Origin of the sequence: Bacillus cereus group sp. BfR-BA-01522, from assembly GCF_022662635.1 — a bacterium.
Classification (GTDB): Bacteria; Bacillota; Bacilli; order Bacillales; family Bacillaceae_G; genus Bacillus_A; species Bacillus_A cytotoxicus.
Genome location: NZ_JAKUDY010000004.1, coordinates 80,394 through 102,239, shown reverse-complemented (window position 1 = coordinate 102,239; position 21,846 = coordinate 80,394). Strand labels below are relative to the sequence as shown.

Here is a 21,846-nt window from a genome sequence, read left to right as displayed (position 1 = left end):
TTTTAAATCAGTCCTGCGAGACAGAAAAGGGTGGCTTCTTTCTTGCACCCTAGTCTCGCATGACTAGGGTGTTTTTATGCGATTGTTAGTATATAAATGCAAAAGGTGTTATCATAAAAATCAGAAAGATGAGGGATGACAATGAGCCAATTGTTAACGATGAGTGAATTATCGAAGGAAGAAATTTCAGAAATCCTAAAAGATGCAGAAGATTTCGCGAATGGAAAAGAAAGAAAAGCGACAGAGCAAACATTTGTAGCAAACTTGTTTTTTGAGAATAGTACGAGAACAAGATTTAGCTTCGAGGTTGCTGAGAAGAGATTGGGATTAGAAGTATTAAACTTCTCAGCAGATTCTTCTAGCGTACAAAAAGGAGAAACGTTATACGATACGATAAGAACACTAGAATCGATTGGAGCCAAAGCAGTAGTCATCCGCCATCAGCAAGATCGCTACTTTGATGAGCTAAAAGACAAAGTAAATATCCCTATTTTAAATGCAGGTGATGGATGTGGAAATCACCCGACGCAATGTTTGTTAGATCTTCTAACAATTAAACAAGAGTTTGGGAGATTTGAAGGATTAAAGATTGCGATTGTAGGAGACATTCGTCACAGCCGAGTGGCACGCTCGAATGCAGAAGCATTAACGAAATTAGGTGCAACAATTTACTTTGCTAGTCCTGAAGAGTGGAAAGATGAAACAAATACATTCGGAACATATAGAAGCTTAGATGAACTTATTCCAGAAGTTGATGTGATGATGTTACTTCGTGTACAGCATGAGCGTCATGATCATTATGAAACAGACATCATGAAAGAGTATCATGAAAACCATGGGTTAACAATGGAACGAGAAGAACGCATGAAAGAAGGAAGCATTATTATGCATCCGGCTCCAGTAAATCGTGATGTAGAAATTGCAAGTGAACTTGTTGAGTGTAAACGTTCTCGCATATTCAAACAGATGGAAAATGGAGTTTACGTAAGAATGGCTGTTTTAAAACGCGCATTACCAAATGTATTAGGAGGAATGAAACATGAATTATTTGTTTAAAAATGGACGTTACTTAAATGAAGAAGGAACAATCGTGGCAACAGATCTTCTTGTACAAGATGGTAAAATTGCGAAAATAGCGAAAAATATTTCGGCTGAAAATGCTGAAGTAATCGATGTAAATGGAAAATTAATCGCACCTGGATTAGTAGATGTACACGTTCATCTTCGCGAACCAGGTGGTGAACATAAAGAAACGATTGAAACTGGTACACTTGCAGCAGCAAAAGGGGGCTTTACAACAATTTGTGCGATGCCAAATACACGCCCAGTGCCAGATAGTAAAGAGCATATGGAAGATTTACAAAAACGAATTCAGGAAAAAGCACATGTAAATGTACTGCCATATGGTGCAATTACAGTGCGTCAAGCAGGTTCTGAAATGACGGACTTTGAAACGTTAAAAGAACTTGGAGCATTCGCATTTACTGATGATGGAGTAGGCGTACAAGATGCAAGTATGATGTTAGCGGCTATGAAGCGTGCAGCTAAATTAAATATGGCAGTTGTTGCCCATTGCGAAGAAAATACGCTTATTAATAAAGGTTGTGTACATGAAGGGAAATTTTCTGAGAAACATGGATTAAACGGTATCCCATCAGTATGTGAATCTGTACATATTGCCAGGGACATTTTACTAGCGGAAGCGGCAGATTGTCACTATCATGTTTGTCACGTAAGTACAAAAGGGTCAGTGCGAGTAATTCGTGATGCAAAACGTGCAGGTATTAAAGTAACAGCAGAAGTAACACCACACCACTTAGTGCTATGTGAAGATGATATCCCATCTGTTGATCCCAACTTTAAAATGAACCCACCACTTCGAGGAAGAGAAGACCAAGAAGCACTCATTGAAGGTTTATTAGATGGAACAATCGACATCATTGCAACGGATCATGCACCGCATACAGCAGAAGAAAAAGCACAAGGCATTGAAAGAGCACCATTTGGAATTACTGGTTTTGAAACAGCGTTCCCATTACTATATACAAACCTTGTGAAAAAAGGAATTATCACATTAGAACAGCTTATCCAATTCTTAACAGAAAAGCCAGCAGATACATTTGGTTTAGAAACAGGACGTCTAAAAGAAGGAAGAGCAGCTGATATTACCATTCTTGATTTAGAACAAGAAGAAAAAATTGACCCAACAACATTCTTATCAAAAGGAAAAAATACGCCATTTGCAGGCTGGAAGTGTCAAGGATGGCCAGTTATGACATTAGTGGGCGGGAAGATCGTATGGCAAAAGGAGAGTGCATTAGTATGAAAAGACAGCTTATCTTAGAAGATGGAACAGTATTAATTGGAAAAGGATTCGGCGGAGAGATTGAAAAATCAGGTGAAGTTGTATTTACAACTGGTATGACCGGATACCAAGAAACATTATCTGATCCATCATACTGCGGTCAAATCGTAACATTTACGTATCCATTGATCGGAAACTATGGTATTAACCGTGATGATTTTGAATCGATTCAACCATCTGTACACGGTTTAATTGTAAATGAAATTTGCGATCATCCATCGAACTTCCGTAATGAAAATTCGTTAGATGAGTATTTAAAAGAACGAAATATTCCAGGATTATCAGGAATTGATACGAGAAAATTAACGAGAAAAATTCGTCAATATGGAACAATGCGCGGACGTCTTTGTAATATGGATGTCGATGTAGATTATATTGTCAGTCAATTAAGAGCTACAGTATTTACAGATCATGTAAAGCGTGTATCAACAAAAGATCCATATCCAAGCCCAGGTCGTGGTTACCGCGTTGTCCTTGTTGATTTCGGAATGAAGCACGGTATTTTACGCGAATTAAATAAGCGTGATTGCGATGTCATTGTTGTTCCTTACAATACATCGGCAGAAGAAATTTTACGCTTAAGCCCAGATGGAATTATGTTAAGTAACGGACCTGGGGATCCAAAAGATGTACCAGAAGCGATTGAAATGTTAAAAGGAATCATTGGAAAAGTACCTTTATTCGGTATTTGCCTTGGGCATCAACTATTTGCCTTGGCATCAGGTGCAAATACAGTGAAATTAAAATTTGGTCACCGCGGATTAAACCATCCAGTAAAACATCTTGAAACTGGAAAAGTAGCTATCACTTCTCAAAACCATGGGTATGCAGTAGAAGAGGAATCTGTAAAAGGAACAGACCTTGAGATTACACACGTTGCTTTAAATGATGGAACAGTAGAAGGACTTCGTCATAAGAAGTTTCCAGCATTTACAGTACAATATCATCCAGAAGCATCAGCAGGACCAGAAGATGCAAATGACTTATTTGAAGATTTCTTAACAATGATTGCAAACTTTAAGAAAGAAGGGGAAGAGTTATGCCAAAACGCCTAGACATTAACACAATTTTAGTAATCGGATCAGGACCAATTGTAATTGGGCAAGCAGCGGAGTTTGATTACTCTGGAACGCAAGCTTGTCAATCTTTAAAAGAGGAAGGCTATAAAGTAATCCTTGTTAACTCGAACCCAGCAACAATTATGACGGACACTGCAACAGCAGATAAAGTATATATTGAGCCATTAACACTAGAATTTGTAAGTCGCATTATTCGTAAAGAGCGTCCAGATGCAATTTTGCCGACACTTGGCGGACAAACAGGATTAAATATGGCTGTTGAACTTGCCAAATCGGGTGTGCTTGAAGAGTGTGGAGTTGAAATTTTAGGAACGAAATTATCAGCAATTGAGCAAGCGGAAGATCGCGATTTATTCCGTACATTAATGCAAGAATTGAACGAACCAACACCACCAAGTGAAATTGTCCATACACTTGATGAAGCATATGAATTTGTTAAAGAGATTGGGTATCCAGTCATTGTTCGTCCAGCATTTACGTTAGGCGGAACAGGCGGTGGAATTTGCCACAACGAAGAAGAGTTAATTGAAATTGTAACAAGTGGTTTGAAACATAGCCCAGTAACACAATGTTTATTAGAAAAAAGCATCGCTGGCTTTAAAGAAATTGAATATGAAGTAATGCGTGATGCAAATGACAATGCCATTGTAGTATGTAACATGGAAAACATCGACCCAGTTGGTGTGCACACAGGGGATTCTATTGTTGTAGCACCGAGTCAAACATTAAGCGATCGAGAATATCAGATGCTGCGTAATACGTCATTAAGAATTATTCGTGCACTAGGAATTGAAGGGGGATGTAACGTTCAGCTTGCACTAGATCCGTATAGCTTCCAATACTATGTAATTGAAGTAAATCCACGTGTAAGTCGTTCATCTGCCTTAGCATCAAAAGCGACGGGATATCCAATTGCGAAATTAGCAGCAAAAATTGCAGTCGGTTTAACATTAGATGAAATTGTAAACCCAGTAACACAAAAAACATATGCGTGCTTTGAGCCAGCATTAGACTATGTTGTTTCGAAAATTCCACGCTGGCCTTTCGACAAGTTTGAATCAGCAAATAGAACGCTTGGAACACAAATGAAAGCAACGGGTGAAGTTATGTCAATCGGACGTAACTTAGAAGAATCATTATTAAAAGCCGTTCGCTCTCTAGAACTTGGTATTTATCATCTAGAGCTAAATCACTTAAAAGAACTTGATAAAGAAACAATGAAAAAACGTATTATAAAAGCGGATGATGAGCGTCTGTTTATTGTGGCAGAAGCAATTCGCCAAGGTGTAACGAAAGAAGAGATTCACGAATGGTGCGAAATGGACTTCTTCTTCTTACAAAAAATCGAAAACATCGTAAATATGGAACGAAAAGTAAAAGCGAATGTTGGTGACATGGAAGTATTACGAGAAGCAAAAGAAATGGGCTTTAGTGATCATTACATTGCGTCTGCTTGGAATAAAACAGAATGTGAAATTTACGCTACACGTAAAGAAAATGGCATCATGCCAGTATTTAAAATGGTAGATACTTGTGCAGCAGAATTCGAATCTGCAACGCCTTACTACTACAGCACATATGGTGACGAGAACGAATCAATCGTTACAGAGCGTAAAAGTGTAATGGTACTAGGTTCTGGACCAATCCGCATCGGTCAAGGGGTTGAATTTGACTATGCAACAGTTCACTCTGTATGGGCAATTAAAGAAGCTGGCTACGAAGCAATTATTGTGAATAATAACCCAGAGACAGTTTCAACAGACTTCAGTATTTCTGATAAATTGTACTTTGAACCATTAACAATTGAAGATGTTATGCACATCATTGATTTAGAGAAGCCAGAAGGTGTTATTGTACAATTCGGTGGACAGACAGCGATTAACTTAGCGGCAAAATTAGCAGAGCGCGGTGTGAAAATTTTAGGAACATCTCTTGAAGATTTAGATCGTGCTGAAGACCGCGATAAGTTCGAAGCAGCATTAACAGAGCTTGGTATTCCACAACCGGTTGGTAAAACAGCAACAACAGTAGAGCAAGCGGTAGCAATTGCTGAAGAAATTGGCTATCCAGTACTCGTAAGACCATCTTACGTACTTGGTGGACGTGCAATGGAAATTGTGTATCGTCAAGAAGAACTGCTTCACTATATGAAAAATGCAGTAAAAGTACATGCAGATCACCCGGTATTAATTGACCGCTACATGGTTGGGAAAGAAATTGAAGTGGATGCAATTTCTGACGGTGAAAATGTATACATTCCCGGTATTATGGAACATATTGAACGCGCTGGTGTTCACTCTGGTGATTCAATCGGAGTATATCCTCCACAAAGCCTATCAGCGAAAGTGAAGGAACAAATTATTGAAAATACAATTGCACTTGGAAGAGGATTAAAGATTGTTGGATTACTAAATATCCAATTTGTAGTCTTCAAAGATGAAGTGTATGTCATTGAAGTAAACCCACGTGCGAGCCGTACAGTACCGTTCTTAAGCAAGATTACAGGTGTTCCAATGGCAAACATCGCAACGAAAGTCATTTTAGGTAAAAATCTTGTAGAACAAGGTTATGAAACTGGTTACCACCCAGAAGATAACGAAGTATATGTAAAAGCGCCAGTATTCTCGTTTGCAAAACTGCGCTCTGTTGATACAACATTAGGACCTGAAATGAAATCGACAGGGGAAGTAATGGGGAAAGATTTAACGCTTGAAAAAGCATTATATAAAGGATTAGTTGCTGCGGGAATTAGCATTCCAACACATGGATCTGTCATTATTACAGTTGCGGATAAAGATAAAGAAGAAGCGATTGAAATCGCAAGACGCTTCCATGAAATTGGCTATAACTTATTGGCAACAGCAGGAACAGCAAAATCGTTAACAGAGCAAAACATTCCGGTGCAAGTTGTAAATAAAATTGACTCTGAAGATTACAACTTACTTGATATTATTCGTCAAGGAAAAGCACAGTTTGTTATTAACACATTAACAAAAGGAAAACAACCAGCGCGTGATGGGTTCCGCATTCGTCGAGAATCTGTGGAAAATGGTGTAGCTTGCTTAACATCACTTGATACAACAAGAGCAATTTTACGAGTACTAGAATCTATGACGTTCTCAGCTCACACAATGAAAGAAATCGCGCCAACAACGCGTCACGAGGTGGTACATGCATGATGCAAAAGCAAAATATGATCGTCGTTAACCAAACAGAAATCGCAAAAAACATTTATGAATTAGTGCTTCAAGGTGATCTTGTACAGCAAATGAACGAACCAGGGCAGTTCGTACACATTAAGATAGCAGAGGGGATTACCCCCCTTCTGCGCCGCCCAATTAGCATTTGTAATGTCGATCAAGAAAAAAACGAATTTACAATGCTATATCGTGCGGAAGGACAAGGAACAAAAACATTAGCAAAAAGAAAACAAGGTGAATTAGTAGATGTATTAGGACCACTCGGACATGGATTTCCGGTAGAAGAAGCAGAAGCTGGACAAACAGCTCTATTAGTAGGAGGCGGAATTGGTGTGCCACCACTTTATGAGCTATCGCAACGCCTTGTTGCAAAAGGGGTACGTGTTATTCACATCTTAGGATTTCAAACGAAAGATGTTGTTTTCTATGAAGAAAAGTTTGCAGAACTTGGTGATACGTATGTTGCAACCGTTGATGGTACACATGGTACAAAAGGGTTTGTAACAGATGTAATAGATAACTATGGAATTGACTTTGATATTTTATACTCATGTGGACCTTTAGCAATGCTGCGTGCATTAGAAGGGCGTTATAAAGAGAAAAAAGCCTACATTTCACTAGAAGAACGTATGGGATGCGGGATTGGAGCATGTTTCGCGTGCGTATGTCACTTACAAGAAGATCCAAGCGGACATTCTTATAAAAAAGTGTGCAGCGATGGACCTGTGTTTCCAATCGGGGAGGTTGTACTATGAACAGATTACAAGTTGAATTACCAGGATTATCATTAAAAAATCCAATCATCCCAGCATCTGGTTGCTTCGGATTTGGTCGTGAATATGCTCAGTTTTATGATTTAAATGTACTGGGCTCAATCATGATTAAAGCAACGACGGAACAACCACGATATGGAAATCCGACGCCACGTGTGGCGGAAACACCAGGTGGTATGTTAAATGCAATCGGGCTTCAAAATCCAGGGCTAGAAAAGGTAATGGGCTCTGAATTACCATGGTTAGAACAATTTGATCTTCCAATTATAGCGAATGTTGCAGGTTCACAAGTTGAAGACTATGTAGCAGTAGCAAAGAAAATTTCAAAAGCACCGAATGTTCATGCACTAGAATTAAATATTTCTTGTCCCAATGTAAAAACGGGAGGTATCGCTTTTGGTACAAATCCTGAAATTGCTGCTGATTTAACGAAGCGAGTAAAAGAGGTTTCTGAAGTGCCGGTATATGTGAAATTGTCACCGAACGTGACAAACATTGTCGAGATTGCGAAGGCAATTGAAAATGCAGGTGCGGACGGGTTAACGATGATTAATACATTGCTTGGTATGCGTCTAGATTTAAAAACAGCAAAACCAATTTTAGCAAACCGTACAGGCGGACTATCAGGTCCTGCAATTAAACCGGTAGCAATTCGCATGGTACATGAAGTAAGCCAAGTGGTTGATATTCCAATTATTGGAATGGGTGGTATTGAGTCAGCAGAAGATGTTATTGAATTCTTCTATGCTGGTGCAAGTGCAGTTGCGGTTGGTACAGCAAACTTTGTTGATCCGCTCGTATGCCCAACCATTATTGAGGAATTACCATCGTTATTAGATGAATTAGGATTTGGACACATTTCGGAATGTCAAGGAAGGAGCTGGAAACAAGTATGTCAAAGTCGCTAATTGTTGCACTAGATTTTCCAGGGAAAAAAGAGGTAGAACAATTTTTACAACACTTTGAAGGGGAAGAGTTATTTGTCAAAGTGGGTATGGAATTGTTTTATAAAGAAGGCCCAGCAATTATTACGTACTTAAAAGAAAAAGGACATAAAATATTTCTAGATTTAAAACTTCATGATATTCCAAATACAGTAAAAAGCGCTATGCGCAGCCTAGCTAGTCTAGATGTTGACATGGTAAATGTTCATGCTGCTGGGGGGAGCAGTATGATGAAAGCAGCGCTTGAGGGATTAGAGGAAGGTAAGCAAGAAGGAAAAGAGAGACCGATTTGTATTGCAGTTACACAATTAACAAGTACTTCGGAAGTTATGATGAAAAAAGAGATTGGCATTGAGAAAACGTTAGAAGAAGCGGTTGCTCATTACGCAAAATTAACGAAAGAAAGTGGACTTGATGGCGTTGTATGTTCAACGTTGGAAGTACCAAAGTTACGTGAAGTATGCGGAGACGAATTTGTAACAGTAACACCGGGGATTCGTCTTGCAAGCGATGATGTGAATGACCAAGTGCGCGTAGCAACACCTAAACGTGCAAGAGAACTTGGTTCAAGTTACATTGTGGTTGGACGTAGTATTACAAAAGCAGAAAATCCGCTTGAAGCATATCAAACAGTAAAACAACAGTGGGAAGGTGTAACAGTATGAAAAAAGAAATCGCATCGCATTTATTAGAAATTGGAGCAGTATTTTTACAACCAAATGATCCATTCACTTGGTCTTCTGGTATGAAATCGCCAATTTATTGTGATAATCGCCTAACTTTATCGTACCCAAAAGTACGTCAAGCAATTGCGGCGGGATTAGAGGAATTAATTAAAGAACACTTCCCAACTGTAGAAGTTATTGCAGGAACAGCAACTGCTGGTATTGCCCATGCTGCATGGGTAAGCGATCGTATGAATTTACCAATGTGCTACGTACGTAGTAAAGCAAAAGGTCACGGTAAAGGAAACCAAATTGAAGGAAAAGCGGAAAAAGGTCAAAAAGTAGTTGTAGTAGAAGATCTTATTTCAACTGGTGGTAGTGCGATTACTTGCGTAGAAGCGCTTCGTGAGGCAGGTTGTGAAGTATTAGGAATCGTATCAATCTTCACATATGAGCTTGAAGCAGGAAAAGAAAAACTAGCGGCAGCTAATGTAGCGTCATATTCTTTAAGCGACTATAGCACATTAACTCAAGTGGCGGAAGAAAAAGGTATGATTGGACAAGCTGAAATGAAAAAACTGCAAGAATGGCGCAAAAATCCAGCTGACGAGGCTTGGATTACAGCGTAACACGAAAAGAACGACTGCGGGGAACGCGGTCGTTTTTTATCATCGTTAAAACTTCATGTAAAGAAGATATAGTAGGAGCATCGCACTTGAGTTGCGAGTTATCCCGATTTAACTATATTTCTTGCCTTCTAACTGCTGTACTACTCATTGCATCAGTCTCTAATCGATTGCCAATAATAGCAATCTTTCATTTCGAAGTGTTAAATTTTTCAATTTGTTGTTTCTCATTATCTTTACCAATTCCTGATTAATAACTACTTAGCACTTTCCGCAATTTCATATCCTCTTACAAACAAGAGGGTCATGTAAGAAATAATAAATGAGAAGATGCTGTACATGCCAACCCAAAAGAAAAATTTTGGAGTAAAGGAGATAACACCTATTATTAAAAAGCTAGCAAACGTTACAATGGGCATTACGTAATATGTTTTCGTTCTACGTGTTCCCATAACAGAAACGATAAAGATAAGGAATGGACAAATTAATAAGACGAAAATCAATTCATTCATAATTACGTCTCCTTTTCGAATTGAAGTAATCTGTTTTTCGTAAACGCTTTAAAATAAATACTCTCTTAATATAATTTCGCTAACATATAAATAATCCCTTTTGCAAGTCAGTAATTTATGATGAATTTTATAATAAAAAAACGTAGGCAAGAGAATGCTTGCTTACGTTATAGAATAAACATCGCAACGATCGTGTTGACAATTAAGCCAATTGCAACTGGTAAAAAGTTTCGGCATGTAAGTTCAAACGGATCGACTTTACAAATCGCAGCGGCAGGAATAAGCGCCCAAGGAATTAAAGCACTGCCCCCAAGTCCATATTGTAGCGATTGGTCCAAGTGCTGTTAATGTAGTTGTTCCATGACCAAGTGCTGTGCCGAAAAGGTTTGCAATCGATCCAGCAAGAGAAATGCCTGAAAAACCGGATCCGTCTAAACCAGTAATAACGCCAACGATACTTAATGTCCCAGCTGATACGTATTGATTTAAAGGAACAGTTTGAGATAAGGTGAAACTTTAATCAGTGAAGGATGAAAAACATTGACTTGAATTGCACTGTATATACATACTGTCAATCTTTTTGCCGATATATAAAGTGAGAAACGAAAGATATTATGAATTAGTTAATGGGGAGAGGAGGTAATGGAAAGGAATACAAAAATGCGTTGCTTATAAGCAGCGCATTTTTGTATATTTAAGCTTTTAATTTCATTACAGTGTCAGCATCAGGCGTTACATATAGTGTTTGTTGATGATCATATGTAACAAACCCAAGCTTTGCACCACTTGGTTTTTTGACGTGGCGAATTTTCGTGAAATCTACAGGAACTGAACTAGAATTTTTCGCTTTACTGTAATACGCTGCAATTTTCGCAGCTTCTAGTAATGTTTCTTCCGACGGTTCTACAGAGCGAATGACCACGTGAGAACCTGGTATATCTTTCGTGTGTAACCAGATTTCATCACGACGCGCAAATTTTGTCGTCAAATAGTCATTTTGTTTATTGTTTTTGCCAACTAAAATTTCGGTTCCATCACTTGCAATATATTTATCTAATAATGGTTTTGTTGGCTTTTTCTTTACATGTTTCGCTTTGCGGTTACGAAGGTATCCTTCTTCAGCTAGTTCTTCACGAATTTCTTCGATATCTTTTGAAGAGGCGGCGTCCATTTGTTGAAGTAAGCTGTCAAAATAGAGAATCTCTTCCTTTGTTTTTTCAATTTGTTCTTTGACAATTGCCACAGAATTTTTTGCTTTTTGATACTTTTGGAAATAGCGCTGTGCATTTTCTGAAGGTGTTTTAAATGGATCTAATGTAATCGTTACTGTTCCGCCATTTTCATCGTAATAGTTTATAACTTCCACTTCTTTGTCACCTTTTTTGATCGCGTATATATTCGCTGTTAAAAGCTCTCCAAACAATTGATATTTATCCGCTTTTCCAGCATCTTGTAATGTTCTTTTTAGCTTGATTAATTTCTTTTCATTTTTCGCCTTCTCATTATGCATAAATCGCTCTAAATCATGAGCTTGTTGTTTGACGCGATCTCGTTCTGCTTTACCAAAGAAGAATCGATCTAATAATTCACTAATGGATAAGAAAGTCTTTTCAGTTCCTTGCAAATGAGAAAGTGGAAATAGATAAAAGAACTCTTTTCCGTTCGCAGTAATCATTGTTGGTATATATTGATGTTCTTTTAATGGCTTTTGTAAGCTGAAGAAAGCTTCGGATACTGCTTTTTCATTTACCATACCAGCTTTTTTGACCACTTCTTTTGCAAATAGTGGAGAAATTCCCATGAAAGCTCCGACAAGTTGTTGATCCATATTTCCAGATAGGAAGTCCAGCGGCCGAATCAATTCTTCTTCTGTTTCAATGTATAGTGGATTGATTTTATGTTGTGCTGGTGGTGCAACGTATTCAGCTCCAGCATATACAGTGCGATGACGATTTACTGCTAAAGAAACGTGTTTCAAACTATCTAAAATCATATTTGTTTTTTCGTCTACCAAAATGATGTTACTATGGCGCCCCATTATTTCAATGATTAATGTTTTTAGTGATTCATCGCCAATTTCATTACGGCTACGGACAGTAATTTGAATAATTCGTTCTAAATCGATTTGCTCGATTTTTTCAATAAATCCTCCCTCCAAATGTTTGCGAAGTAACATGCAAAACATGGGTGGTAATGCTGGTGAATCATAATTTTGTGTTGTTATATGCATACGAGCATATGTCGGATGAGCAGACAGAATTAATTTTTGATTTTTTCCATGCGCGCGAATATGTAATAAAATTTCATATTTTGAAGGTTGATATATTTTTGAAATTCTCCCCGTTTGCAGAGAATTTGAAATCTCATGCGTAATCGCTCTTGTAAATAATCCATCGAATGCCATGATGAACACTCCTTTCTAACTAAATATTAATTATAGCATTTTTTTGGACGAGGCTGAATAAGCTTTCATTAGAGCATGTCTGCAATCAGGAGGTCGATAGCGAAATGAATTGGTATGAAATGCGTGCGCATGAAGTGGAGGAGAGAACGAATACGAATGTGAAGACAGGCCTTTCAGAACAAGAAGCAGAAGGACGTCTAAAGAAGTTTGGGCCAAATGAGTTACAGGAAGCAAAGCGGCCTTCTGCATTTCTTGTATTTCTAGCTCAGTTTAAAGATTTTATGGTTCTTGTATTGTTTGGAGCGACAATCATTTCTGCCTTTTTGGGAGAATATATCGATTCAATCGCAATTGTCGCAATCGTTATTCTCAATGGAATTCTCGGCTTTTTTCAAGAGAGAAAAGCTGAAAAATCATTGGAGGCATTAAAAGAGTTAGCCGCCCCGCAAGCGACAGTTTTACGAAATGGAAAATGGATAAAAGCACCGTCTAAGGCACTTGTTCTTGGAGATATTATTAGGTTTTCTAGCGGCGATCGTATTGGTGCAGACGTTCGCCTTGTTGAAACATCGAGTTTATATATTGAAGAATCTGCATTAACAGGGGAATCTGTGCCTGTTCAAAAGAAAGTAGAAGCATTAAGTGGGCAAGATGTCGCAATTGGTGATCAAAAAAATATAGCGTTTATGGGAACGATGATTACGAGAGGGTCTGGAATAGGAGTTGTAGTCGCAACGGGTATGAATACAGCTATGGGGCAGATTGCAAATATGTTGCAAAATGCAGAACCGATGGAAACACCTTTACAAAGAAGATTAGAACAACTTGGAAAGATTTTAATTGTTGTTGCGCTTATTTTAACAGCGCTTGTTGTATTGGCTGGTGTATATCAAGGAAATGAAGTCTATCATATGTTTTTAGCGGGAGTGTCGCTTGCCGTTGCAGCAATTCCGGAAGGGTTACCAGCTATTGTTACAGTTGCTTTATCGCTTGGCGTACAGCGCATGATTAAGAAAAAGGCTATTGTACGCAAATTGCCAGCGGTGGAAACGCTAGGGTGTGCTTCGGTGATTTGTTCCGACAAAACAGGGACGATGACGCAAAATAAAATGATGGTAACGCATATGTGGTCAGGTGGTGAATTATGGAAGGTTACTGGGAAAGGATATGAGCCAACAGGATCTTTTATGAAAGGTGAAGAGAAGATTGATCCAGAAAATACAAAATCTTTGTATCAATTATTAACATTTGGCTGTCTATGCAATCATGCCCGAATTGTGAAAAAGAAGAAAGAATATGTGTTAGATGGAGATCCAACAGAAGGAGCTCTTGTTGCAGTAGCTATGAAGGCTGGAATCTCTCGAGAAGCATTAAAAGGGAATTTTGAAATTATTCACGAGTTTCCTTTTGATTCCACTCGTAAGATGATGAGTATCATTGTTCGCGATCGTGATGGCAAGAAGTTTGTCGTGACAAAAGGTGCTCCAGACGTGCTTTTACAAAAGAGTCAAACGATTTTATGGGGGAATAAACAACAGCCTTTCAGTGAGTTGTATCGTAAGGAAGTGCAAGCAGCAATTCATAGCCTTGGAAGTCAAGCACTTAGAACCATTGCTGTTGCTTTTAAACCATTAAAAGTAACAGATCCAATTCATGATGAACAAGAAATAGAGAAAGATTTTATGCTTGTTGGAATTCAAGGAATGATCGATCCACCAAGACCTGAAGTTAAGCAGGCTGTACAGGAATGTAAAGAAGCAGGCATTAAAACCGTAATGATTACAGGGGATCATAAAGTAACAGCAATGGCTATTGCTGAAGAACTAGGGATTTTACCACGGAACGGTCGCGTGATAGAAGGGGTAGAACTTGCGAATATGACAGTAGACGAACTGGAGGATATTGTGGAAGATACGTATGTGTTTGCCCGTGTTTCTCCAGAGCATAAATTAAAAATTGTGAAAGCACTTCAAAATAAAGGACATATTGTAGCGATGACAGGAGATGGAGTAAATGATGCACCAGCTATTAAAGCTGCGGATATTGGAATTTCAATGGGAATGACGGGAACGGATGTGGCAAAAGAAGCCTCTTCTCTTGTATTGTTAGATGATAACTTTGCTACTATTAAAGCAGCTATTAAAGAGGGAAGAAATATATACGAAAACATTCGGAAATTTATTCGATATTTATTAGCATCAAATGTTGGAGAAATTTTAGTGATGTTATTTGCGATGTTGCTTGCGCTACCTCTTCCGATGGTTCCGATTCAAATTTTATGGGTGAATTTAGTAACGGATGGGTTACCAGCGATGGCATTAGGGTTGGATGCTCCTGAAGGGGATGTGATGAAACGAAATCCAAGACATCCGAAAGAAGGAGTATTTGCAAGAGGACTTGCATGGAAAATTGTCAGTCGAGGATTTTTAATTGGAGCAGTTACTTTATTAGCATTTATTATTGCTTATAATCAACATCCGAATGAATTAAAATATGCACAAACAGTAGCATTTGCGACGCTTGTGTTAGCGCAGCTTATTCATGTATTTGACTGTCGTAGTGAACACTCTGTGTTCCACCGAAATCCGTTTGGAAATATATATTTAGTTGGTGCGGTCATTGTTTCCATCCTATTGATGCTTGTGGTCATTTATTATCCGCCATTGCAACCAATCTTTAGTACATTGCCAATTCAAGCAAGAGATTGGCTATTAATTGTAGGGTTATCCTCTATTCCAACATTTTTATTAGTAGGCTCGTTATTGACAGGAAATAACGAGAAAAAGAAAAAGTCATTGTTATATAAGAAAGGGTTAAACTTGAAATAGTCAATGAAATGAAAATGTGATATAATTTACAAAAGGTAGTAGAGTGATATCTCTATTACCTTTTTCATTGAGTTATTTCATGGCTTGGATGTGATAAAGATGATTTCTAGTATGACAGGTTTTGGAAGGGCGAAAGTAGAAAAGGATGCCTTTCAAATTACAGTAGAAATGAAGTCAGTGAACCATCGCTTTTTAGAGATGAACATTCGACTTCCGAAACAAATGATGGTTTTCGAAGATAAAATTCGTAAAATTATTGCGGAGAAAGTTCGACGCGGACGTATTGAAGTGTCTATTAGTATTACTGGGGAAGGACTTGTAGAAAGAAAATTAAGTGTGAATTGGTCGCTTCTCGATCAATATAAATCCATTATGGAAGATGTAAAAATGAAATTTCAATTACAGGATTCTATTACCCTACAACAATTAATGACAATGCCAGAAGTAACGGCGATTGAAGAAGTGGAAAATGTAAATGAACAATTTGAGCATAGTTTATATGAGGCTGTTCGCCAAGCTACGCATATGTTAAAAACAATGAGAGACGGCGAAGGAGAACGATTACATAAAGATATAGCACATCGTTTACAAGAGATTCACAATTGTGTGAATGCAATTATTCCGCACGCACCAATTGTTGTTCAAAGATATCGTGAACGATTAGAAAATCGCTTAAAAGAAATACATAGCCAAGATTTAGAGGAACAACGAGTGCTTACAGAAGTGGCAATGTTTGCAGAGCGCTCGGATATTCATGAAGAATTAGTCAGATTGCAAAGTCACTTAGACCAATTTCGCGAGGCACTCGAACTACAGGAGCCTGTTGGCAGAAAAATGGACTTCATTGTACAGGAAATGCACCGGGAAATTAATACAATTGGTTCTAAGGCAAACGACTTAACGATTTCAAAATATGTCGTGGAAATGAAAAATAACCTTGAAAAAATTCGTGAACAGGTACAAAATATTGAATAGCTGTCAAAAAAGATATAAAGTTATACGTGGTAGAGAAATCGGATAGACTTACGAGGAGGCACAAATTATGGCCATGCGATTTTTAAATATTGGATATGGAAATATCGTATCTGCTCATCGAATTATTGCTATTGTAAGTCCGGAATCAGCTCCTATTAAACGAACGGTACAGGAAGCGCGTGAGCATAATGCACTACTTGATGCTACGTATGGGAGGAAAACAAGGGCGGTTATTGTTATGGATGATGGACATGTTGTACTAAGTCCAATTCAACCAGAAACGATTGCACATCGTTTAAATAATAAAGAAGATTTAAGTGAGGAAGGGTAGGTTTTACATATTTATGAGAAGTAGAAGAGGGTTGCTCATTGTTCTTTCAGGACCTTCGGGCGTTGGAAAAGGAACAGTTCGTAAAGAATTGTTCAGTCATAAAGATACACAATTTCATTACTCTATTTCAGTAACGACTCGTAAACCACGTGAGGGTGAAATAGATGGTATAGATTATTTCTTTAAAGAAAGAGAAGAATTTGAAGAAATGATTCGTAACGACCAGTTACTTGAATGGGCAGAGTTCGTTGGAAATTACTATGGAACGCCGATTGACTATGTTGAAAAGACTTTATCAGAAGGAAAAGATGTATTTCTAGAAATTGAAGTACAAGGAGCAATGCAAGTAAAGAAAGCATTCCCAGAAGGAGTGTTTATCTTCTTAGCACCTCCGAGCCTATCGGAATTGAAAAATAGAATCGTAGGGCGTGGTACGGAGACGGAAGAAGTAATTGCAAATCGTTTAACTGTAGCAAAAGAAGAAATTGAAATGATGGACGCTTATGATTATGTTGTAGAAAACGATAAAGTTGAATTAGCTTGTGAACGAATTAAAGCAATTGTGGTTGGCGAACATTGTCGCCGCGAAAGAGTAGCACAATATTATAAGGAAATGACGGAGGGTATATAATATGTTAAATCCATCAATTGACTCATTACTAAAAAAAATCGACTCTAAGTATACATTAGTAACAGTAGCAGCGAAGCGCGCTCGTGAAATGCAACTAGCGGACGATTGTGCTGTTGAAAAACCAGTTTCTCATAAATTTGTAGGGAAAGCATTAGAAGAAATTGATGCGGAATTATTAAACTACGTGCCAAGCGAAGAGAAAGTATCTGAGTAAGACTTTCTTTTCGACAAATGAAAACATAGACTTTATAATTTTCTATGTAACGGTAACAACCTATTTACAAGTAGGTTGTTATTTTTTTACGATAGGAATTTATAAGGAAATGAAAGAAATATGAAATGATATCATTTGATGAACTGAAATGGTTGTATTTCAGTAGAATAAGTTTGAACAAGAAAGAGGACGAGTTATATGCTAAAAGGGAAAAAAATACTTCTATGTGTAACTGGGGGGATTGCCGTTTTTAAAGCGGCAGCATTAACGAGTAAGTTGACACAAGCAGGAGCGCTTGTAAAGGTTATAATGAGTGAATCGGCGATGAAATTTGTTACACCTCTTACATTTCAAGCACTTTCTCGCCATGATGTATATACAGATACATTTGACGAAAAGGATTGTGCGGTCATCGCTCATATTGATTTAGCTGATTGGGCAGATGTGATATTAGTTGCGCCAGCTACAGCGAATTGTATCGGAAAATTAGCAAATGGGATTGCAGACGATATGATTACTACTACATTATTAGCTACTACAGCACCAGTTTGGATTGCGCCAGCTATGAATGTACACATGTATGAAAATCCAATTGTCCAAAAAAACATGAGGACACTGCGAAATTTAGGATATACATTTATTGAGCCTGGAGAAGGCTTTTTAGCATGCGGCTATGTGGCGAAAGGGCGATTAGAAGAACCTGAAGTCATTATGGCACGATTGGAAGAACAGTTTTCAGCCGGAAAAACATTGCGTGGAAAAAGAATATTAATAACAGCTGGTCCTACTCGTGAAAAGATAGACCCAGTTCGTTTTATGACAAATTTTTCTTCAGGGAAGATGGGCTATGCTATAGCTGAAGCTGCTGCAAATCTTGGAGCGGATGTCATACTTGTTTCGGGACCAACAGCATTAACACCGCCTATAAACGTTACAACGATACAAGTGGAATCGGCACAAGATATGTTGGAGGCCGTATTGCAACATTATTCAGGAATGGATGTTGTCATAAAAACAGCTGCTGTTGCCGATTATCGCCCTAAATTTGTGCATAATCACAAGATGAAAAAACAAGATGGTGATGCTGTCATTGAATTAGAAAGAACAACTGATATTTTAAAAACATTGGGGGAGAGAAAAGAGCATCAATTGCTTGTTGGCTTTGCTGCTGAAACGAAAAATATTGAAGAGTATGCAACGAGAAAATTACGTGAAAAGAATGCTGATCTGATTGTTGCAAATGATGTAAAAGCACAAGGGGCAGGATTTGGTACAGATACAAATATCGTAACCATGTATAGAAAAGATGGGAATGTGATTGAGTTGCCACTTTTATCGAAAAAGGAAGTCGCTTATGAAATATTGAAGCAAATTGAATCGATGTTAGAAGATGATTGTATATGAAATTTGCGAGTGTAATTGTTGATGTGCCGGCCCGTCAAACAGATAGGCCGTTTGACTATATCATTCCTAACAAGTGGGAAGATATTGTGCAAACTGGTATGCGAGTCGTTGTTCCGTTTGGACCGCGAAAGTTACAAGGATTTATTATCGACATAAAAGACTCTGTAGATGTAGAAATTAAAAAATTAAAATCATTACATGAAATATTAGACGTCACACCAGTTCTAAATGAAGAGCTACTAAAGCTTGGCTTTTGGCTTACGGAAGAGACGTTATGCTATACAATTTCTGCTTTTCAAGTGATGCTTCCAACTGCAATTAAAGCTACTTACAAGAAATTGTTACAGCTTCATAATCCGAATGAAGTTTCCGCCGAAATAGATCACTTATTTCAAGGGAAAGATAGAATAGATTGGGAAGAAGTTGCTTCGCAGCCACAGCTATATCGCATGGTGCAAAAAGAAATTACAAACGGTACAGTTGAAGTAATTTATAAAGTAAAGGATAAAGTGCAAAAGAAAAAACAAAGAGTTGTTCAGCCTGAATTACAAGAGGAAGGACTAGAAGCGGCGGCGTTTGAATTGAAAAGTAAAAAACAACAAGATATACTATATTATTTTATGGAAAATTACCACACTGTACCATTAAAAGTATTGAAAGAAGAATTGCAAATAACAGATGCTCCCATTAAATCGCTCGTAAAAAAAGGTTTATTGTCTGAAAAATATATAGAGGTATATCGTAATCCTTATGATGAAGATGATTTTGAGAAGACCAAACCATTTCCATTAACAGATGAACAAAAGCAAGTGATTACACCCATTTTGTCAGCTATTACAAATGAAACTTACAAATCATTTTTACTATATGGAGTCACAGGAAGCGGAAAAACAGAAGTGTATTTACAGTCAATCGCTGCGGTATTAGAAAAAGGAAAAGAAGCGATTGTACTTGTTCCGGAAATTGCCCTAACACCGCAAATGGTAGAGCGTTTCAAAGGGCGATTCGGTTCGCAAGTTGCGGTTCTTCATAGCGCACTTTCTGTTGGAGAAAAATATGATGAGTGGCGGAAAATTTTAAGAAAAGAAGTAAAAGTTGTAGTTGGTGCACGTTCTGCGATTTTTGCTCCATTTGAAAACTTAGGGATTATTATTATTGATGAAGAGCATGAAGCAAGTTATAAGCAAGAGGATAATCCGAGATATCATGCTAGAGATGTTGCAATTTGGAGAGGACGATATCATTGTTGTCCAATCGTGCTTGGTAGTGCCACACCGACACTTGAATCGTTTGCTAGGGCGAAGAAAGGTGTTTACGAGCTGTTAACGATGGAGAAGCGAATGAATGAGCAAGCATTGCCTACGGTAAATATTATAGATATGCGTGAAGAACTTCGCGATGGCAATCGTTCTATGTTCTCTAGAACATTACATGAAAAAATTGCTGATCGGTTAAAGAAAAAGGAACAAATGGTGCTTTTCTTAAATCGCCGCGGACATTCTACATTTGTGATGTGCCGAGATTGTGGTTATGTAGTACAATGTCCTCACTGTGATATATCACTTACGTATCATAAAATGAATTATCGTTTAAAGTGCCACTATTGTAGTTATGAGGAACAGATGCCAACAGCTTGTCCGGCATGTAATAGTTCGCATATTCGTTTTTTTGGTACAGGAACACAAAAGGTGGAAGAAGAATTAACAAAATTATTCCCAGAGGCACGAGTGATTCGAATGGATGTGGATACAACAAGTCGTAAGGGAATGCATGAAAAACTATTAAAAGCATTTGGAGAAGAAAAAGCCGATATCTTACTTGGTACACAAATGATCGCAAAAGGATTAGATTTTCCGAAAGTGACGCTTGTTGGTGTTCTAACAGCTGATACAATGCTTCATTTGCCGGATTTTAGGGCGAGCGAAAAAACGTATCAACTATTAACACAAGTTAGCGGCAGAGCCGGACGTCACGACTTGCCAGGAGAAGTGGTGATTCAAACATATACACCGGAACATTATAGTATAGAGCTGGCAAAAGGCCAAAACTATGATTTATTTTTTGAACAGGAAATGCAAATGAGAAGAATGAGGCAATATCCACCATACTATTATGTCGCACTTGTCACTGTATCGCATCCGGAGTTATTAAAGGCAGTGCAGGTGACAGAAAAAATTGTCGGCTATTTACGGGCAAACTGTTCGCGGCAAACGATGGTCTTAGGTCCAGTTGCGTCGCCGATTCCAAGGATAAAAGATAGATATCGTTATCAATGCATGATAAAATACAAACGGGAACCAAACTTAAAGTACGTACTCAAAATGGTAAATGAACATTATCAAGCAGAAATGCAAAAGGACTTACAAATCTCAATTGATTTTAATCCAACGGTGTTAATGTAACGGAGGGAATTATGGCAGTTTTAGAAATTGTAAAGCATCCAAATGAGGTGCTAGAGACCCCATGTGAACGGGTAATAAACTTTGATAAAAAGTTAGTGATTTTATTGAAAGATATGTATGAGACAATGGTGGCGGCAGATGGCGTCGGCTTAGCTGCTCCACAAGTCGGTGTAAGCTTGCAAGTAGCTGTTATTGATATTGGAGATGATACTGGGAAAATTGAACTCATCAATCCAGTTATTTTAGAAAAACGTGGTGAACAAGTAGGTCCCGAGGGCTGCCTAAGCTTTCCGGGACTTTATGGTGAAGTAGAACGAGCGGAATATATTAAAGTTCGAGCGCAAAATCGTCGCGGGAAGATATTTCTATTAGAAGCAAATGGCTTCTTAGCGCGTGCAATTCAACATGAAATCGATCATTTACATGGTGTATTATTTACATCAAAAGTAACGAGATATTATGAGGAAAATGAATTAGAAGAGAAATAAAAGGA

General features: G+C 38.0%; 18 protein-coding genes and 2 pseudogenes. 16 read left to right on the top strand and 4 right to left on the bottom strand.

Annotated features, from left to right (window positions below):
• Window positions 1–141 precede the first annotated feature (141 nt).
• From MR059_RS07530 to pyrE, 8 genes are read left to right on the top strand one after another with little or no spacing between them, the layout of a single operon-like run.
• Window positions 142–1,056, top strand: coding sequence for an aspartate carbamoyltransferase catalytic subunit (locus tag MR059_RS07530; protein WP_012094979.1), 915 nt, complete (start codon window positions 142–144; stop codon window positions 1,054–1,056).
• Window positions 1,040–2,326 (top strand): dihydroorotase, encoded by a 1,287-nt coding sequence (gene pyrC, locus MR059_RS07525; protein WP_012094978.1) that lies wholly within the window; start codon window positions 1,040–1,042, stop codon window positions 2,324–2,326. Before MR059_RS07530 ends, pyrC begins: the two co-directional genes overlap by 17 nt.
• On the top strand, window positions 2,323–3,420 hold the full coding sequence (locus MR059_RS07520; RefSeq protein WP_041809918.1) for a carbamoyl phosphate synthase small subunit: 1,098 nt from the start codon (window positions 2,323–2,325) through the stop codon (window positions 3,418–3,420). Before pyrC ends, MR059_RS07520 begins: the two co-directional genes overlap by 4 nt.
• On the top strand, window positions 3,405–6,623 hold the full coding sequence (carB, locus tag MR059_RS07515; RefSeq protein ID WP_012094976.1) for a carbamoyl-phosphate synthase large subunit: 3,219 nt from the start codon (window positions 3,405–3,407) through the stop codon (window positions 6,621–6,623). The genes MR059_RS07520 and carB overlap by 16 nt, the downstream gene beginning before the upstream one ends.
• Window positions 6,620–7,399 carry a dihydroorotate oxidase B electron transfer subunit gene (gene pyrK, locus MR059_RS07510; RefSeq protein WP_242161692.1) on the top strand — a complete coding sequence of 260 codons (780 nt, stop codon included), beginning with the start codon at window positions 6,620–6,622 and terminating at the stop codon, window positions 7,397–7,399. Before carB ends, pyrK begins: the two co-directional genes overlap by 4 nt.
• Complete coding sequence (pyrD, locus tag MR059_RS07505) at window positions 7,396–8,325, top strand: dihydroorotate oxidase B catalytic subunit (protein WP_012094974.1); 930 nt, start codon at window positions 7,396–7,398, stop codon at window positions 8,323–8,325. Before pyrK ends, pyrD begins: the two co-directional genes overlap by 4 nt.
• Window positions 8,310–9,026 (top strand): orotidine-5'-phosphate decarboxylase, encoded by a 717-nt coding sequence (pyrF, locus tag MR059_RS07500; protein WP_012094973.1) that lies wholly within the window; start codon window positions 8,310–8,312, stop codon window positions 9,024–9,026. Before pyrD ends, pyrF begins: the two co-directional genes overlap by 16 nt.
• Window positions 9,023–9,655 (top strand): orotate phosphoribosyltransferase, encoded by a 633-nt coding sequence (gene pyrE, locus MR059_RS07495; protein ID WP_012094972.1) that lies wholly within the window; start codon window positions 9,023–9,025, stop codon window positions 9,653–9,655. The genes pyrF and pyrE overlap by 4 nt, the downstream gene beginning before the upstream one ends.
• Here pyrE and MR059_RS07490 read toward each other — a convergent pair.
• The 4 genes and pseudogenes from MR059_RS07490 to MR059_RS07475 form a co-directional block, all read right to left on the bottom strand.
• A pseudogene (locus tag MR059_RS07490) lies at window positions 9,645–9,855 on the bottom strand (hypothetical protein); the annotation flags it as partial. The gene pyrE and the pseudogene MR059_RS07490 overlap by 11 nt on opposite strands.
• A 54-nt stretch (window positions 9,856–9,909) precedes the next feature.
• Window positions 9,910–10,164, bottom strand: a complete 255-nt coding sequence (locus tag MR059_RS07485; RefSeq protein ID WP_012094971.1) for a YbeF family protein — start codon at window positions 10,162–10,164, stop codon at window positions 9,910–9,912.
• Between the two features lie 167 nt (window positions 10,165–10,331).
• Window positions 10,332–10,671, bottom strand: a pseudogene (locus MR059_RS07480) (MFS transporter); the annotation flags it as partial.
• A 187-nt stretch (window positions 10,672–10,858) separates the two neighbouring features.
• On the bottom strand, window positions 10,859–12,568 hold the full coding sequence (locus MR059_RS07475; protein ID WP_012094970.1) for an Rqc2 family fibronectin-binding protein: 1,710 nt from the start codon (window positions 12,566–12,568) through the stop codon (window positions 10,859–10,861).
• A 104-nt stretch (window positions 12,569–12,672) separates the two neighbouring features.
• Here MR059_RS07475 and MR059_RS07470 point away from each other — a divergent pair, with 104 nt between their 5' ends.
• The 8 genes from MR059_RS07470 to def all read left to right on the top strand — a co-directional run bounded on the left by MR059_RS07470 (window position 12,673) and on the right by def (window position 21,841).
• Window positions 12,673–15,396 carry a calcium-translocating P-type ATPase, SERCA-type gene (locus MR059_RS07470; protein ID WP_012094969.1) on the top strand — a complete coding sequence of 908 codons (2,724 nt, stop codon included), beginning with the start codon at window positions 12,673–12,675 and terminating at the stop codon, window positions 15,394–15,396.
• Window positions 15,397–15,495: 99 nt separating this feature from the next.
• Window positions 15,496–16,371, top strand: coding sequence for a YicC/YloC family endoribonuclease (locus MR059_RS07465; RefSeq protein ID WP_012094968.1), 876 nt, complete (start codon window positions 15,496–15,498; stop codon window positions 16,369–16,371).
• Between the two features lie 67 nt (window positions 16,372–16,438).
• Complete coding sequence (gene remA, locus MR059_RS07460; RefSeq protein ID WP_001251456.1) at window positions 16,439–16,702, top strand: extracellular matrix/biofilm regulator RemA; 264 nt, start codon at window positions 16,439–16,441, stop codon at window positions 16,700–16,702.
• Window positions 16,703–16,715: 13 nt separating this feature from the next.
• The gene (gene gmk, locus MR059_RS07455) at window positions 16,716–17,333 is read left to right on the top strand and encodes a guanylate kinase (RefSeq protein WP_012094967.1); all 618 of its coding nucleotides are present in this window, start codon (window positions 16,716–16,718) and stop codon (window positions 17,331–17,333) included.
• 1 nt (window position 17,334) lies between these two features.
• Window positions 17,335–17,547, top strand: a complete 213-nt coding sequence (rpoZ, locus tag MR059_RS07450) for a DNA-directed RNA polymerase subunit omega (RefSeq protein WP_012094966.1) — start codon at window positions 17,335–17,337, stop codon at window positions 17,545–17,547.
• Between the two features lie 198 nt (window positions 17,548–17,745).
• Window positions 17,746–18,951: a bifunctional phosphopantothenoylcysteine decarboxylase/phosphopantothenate--cysteine ligase CoaBC gene (gene coaBC, locus MR059_RS07445; RefSeq protein ID WP_012094965.1), complete on the top strand. Its 1,206-nt coding sequence runs from the start codon at window positions 17,746–17,748 to the stop codon at window positions 18,949–18,951.
• Complete coding sequence (priA, locus tag MR059_RS07440; RefSeq protein WP_012094963.1) at window positions 18,948–21,353, top strand: primosomal protein N'; 2,406 nt, start codon at window positions 18,948–18,950, stop codon at window positions 21,351–21,353. Before coaBC ends, priA begins: the two co-directional genes overlap by 4 nt.
• Before the next feature lie 11 nt (window positions 21,354–21,364).
• Window positions 21,365–21,841, top strand: a complete 477-nt coding sequence (gene def, locus MR059_RS07435) for a peptide deformylase (RefSeq protein ID WP_012094962.1) — start codon at window positions 21,365–21,367, stop codon at window positions 21,839–21,841.
• The last annotated feature ends 5 nt before the right edge of the window (window positions 21,842–21,846 follow it).